Source organism: Phycisphaerae bacterium, from assembly GCA_012729815.1.
In the GTDB taxonomy this organism is placed as follows: domain Bacteria; phylum Planctomycetota; class Phycisphaerae; order JAAYCJ01; family JAAYCJ01; genus JAAYCJ01.
On record JAAYCJ010000040.1, the window covers coordinates 1 to 2,267 of the forward strand.

A 2,267-nucleotide genomic window follows, 5' to 3' on the forward strand; every position below is an offset into this window, starting at 1 on the left:
CCCCGAGCGTCCGGTAGATTCGCCGCAGTTCCTCGTGCGTGGCCAAAAGCCCCTCGATCGGGAAGAAGTCATATTCGACGCCCAGGAGCATCAGCGGCTTCGGCGCGAAGGCGACAAAGAAGTCAGCGTAGTTGAACCCAGCCGGGATATGGCCGAAGTAGTTCTGCTCAGCGTCGTGAGCGTGGTAGTGCTTCATGTAGATCGATCGTTCGGTCACGTAGCACGCCGGAGCCGCCGCGGCGACCCGATCGTCCAGCAGCGAAAGCTGACACGCCTGCGTCCCGCCGCCCGAGACGCCGCTGCAGCCGATCCGGCCCGCGTCGAGTTCCGGCCGCGTCTGGATGTAGTCCAGCGCCCGCATCAGATCCCACACAAAGTACCGGGCGATGTTCTGCCCGAGCAACTCGCACGCCAAGCCGATGTGTGTGTGCTCCTCCGTGCCCCAACGGACGATCTGGGCCCCGGTCGCTCGATCGATCAGGTTGAACCGCTCGCCCTGCCCGACCGGGTCCATCGCCATCGCGGCGATCCCGTTCTTGGCCAGTAGCGCCGCTTGGGTCTGATACGGTCCGTAGGCCTTGGCCGTCAGGGCGTGCCCGCTTGGCATCAGCACCACCGGAACCTTGCCCGAAACGCCCTTGGGAATGTACAAATTGCACGTCACGTACATCTTCGGCAGCGACTCGAAGATGATCTTCTCGACGCGGTACCGCTCGCGCTCGATCCGCCCGGTCGCCTGCGCCCGCAGTTCGCCACGCTCCGCGGGTAGCCCGCCGATGGCCTCCAGGAAGTACTCACGCTGCTTCAAACCGTGCGCACGGATGGCCTCGGCGCTGCCCAAACCGCGTTTAATCTCGCGCGAACGCGAAAGCTGCTCCTCAGCCAGCCGCTGCTGCTGAAAAAACACCTGCTGACCGACGTTGACGTGATAACCGTTCAAACCGTGCGAAATCGTCTGCATCTTTGATGTCCTGACGCTGTCCTGGATACCAAGCCGTGTGGGAAACGATAATAGTCGTTGGCGGGTGGACAATCAATGGCGGGCGCTTTGGGCTTGCCCCGGTCCGGACCGGGAACCGCGACGAGGGAAAGACTCGTCGCAAAAACGCTCTTCCGTGTGCAACTGTTGCACAGAATCGGCGGCGGCTCGGGCCTGCCGGGCGTCGCGTTTTCCCTCTGGACAGGATGCGGCATAAATGGTAGACTCTTGTCGGTTGGTTAGTCGAGCGAGCTGGTGGGTCAACACGTTTCGTGGGGCTGAACGGTCTCGATCGGTTACCGCCTTCTGGGCCTGAAGGTGGCCCCGTTCAGAGGGTCCTGGAAAGCTAGTAGTGGGGCCGAAGACGCATTGCATGTCGGAGCATGTGTATCATGAGTAAGAGGCTGTACGTCGGCAACCTGAGCTACAGCGTCGATAGCTCAGCGTTGGAACAGATGTTCGGGGAGCATGGGCAGGTGGAGAGCGCTCAGGTGATCACCGACCGCGCCACCGGACGCAGCAAGGGCTTCGGATTCGTCGAGATGTCCTCCGACGACCAGGCCCAGTCGGCCATCGAGGCGCTCAACGGTCAGGAAGTCGACGGCCGGGCGCTGACCGTCAACGAGGCCCGTCCTCGCGAAGATCGTCCTCGGACCGGCGGCTATGGCGGCGGCGGTGGTGGACGAGGCGGCCGGGGCGGTTACGGCGGCGGCTACGGTCGCGGCGGAAACCGATAGACCAACGCGCCGATATCGGCTCGCGTCGTTGCGGTGGATGACCCTTCCGAACATGGGACGGACGGGCTAAAGCGGTTTTTTGCGCAGGTCCTTGATCTGTCCGCGACGCTTCTTCCCGTCCAGACGCTTTTCGTGGGCGCGGCGTGGAGTCTTTGTCTTCTTACGCCGCAGCCGCGGCCGAATCGCGTCGTTCAGCAGTTCGATCAGCCGCTGCACCGCCAATTCGCGATTGGCGTGCTGCGACCGCTCCTGCTGACAGACCACCCGCAGCAGACCGTCCTTGCTGATCCGCGAGGCGAGACGATCCGCCACCCGGCGTTTCTGGTCACCGCTGAGATTCGGGCTGTTCCGCACGTCGAGCAGCAGCGTCACGCGGGTGCTGACCTTGTTGACGTTCTGCCCGCCCGGTCCGCTGCTCCGCGAAGCGGAGAAGACGAGTTCGTCCTCATCGATCTGTACCCCGTGCCCGATTTCGATCACGCGATTCAGCTTCCTTGGCCGAGTGCCTCAAGGTACTGAAGGATCAACCGGACGCCGAAACCGGTCGCGCC

The 2,267-nt window shown here is 63.4% G+C and carries 3 protein-coding genes; 1 reads left to right on the forward strand and 2 read right to left on the reverse strand.

Annotated features, from left to right (window positions below):
- The coding region (locus GXY33_03115; protein ID NLX04117.1) for a hypothetical protein at positions 1-961 on the reverse strand (961 nt) is incomplete at its 3' end.
- 410 nt (positions 962-1,371) lie between these two features.
- Between GXY33_03115 and GXY33_03120 the strand changes: the two genes are divergently transcribed.
- Positions 1,372-1,716, forward strand: coding sequence for an RNA-binding protein (locus tag GXY33_03120; protein ID NLX04118.1), 345 nt, complete (start codon positions 1,372-1,374; stop codon positions 1,714-1,716).
- A gap of 66 nt (positions 1,717-1,782) precedes the next feature.
- Here GXY33_03120 and arfB read toward each other — a convergent pair whose 3' ends face one another.
- A complete protein-coding gene (gene arfB / locus GXY33_03125; protein ID NLX04119.1) occupies positions 1,783-2,196 on the reverse strand; it encodes an aminoacyl-tRNA hydrolase in 414 nt (137 codons plus the stop codon).
- Positions 2,197-2,267 lie beyond the last annotated feature (71 nt).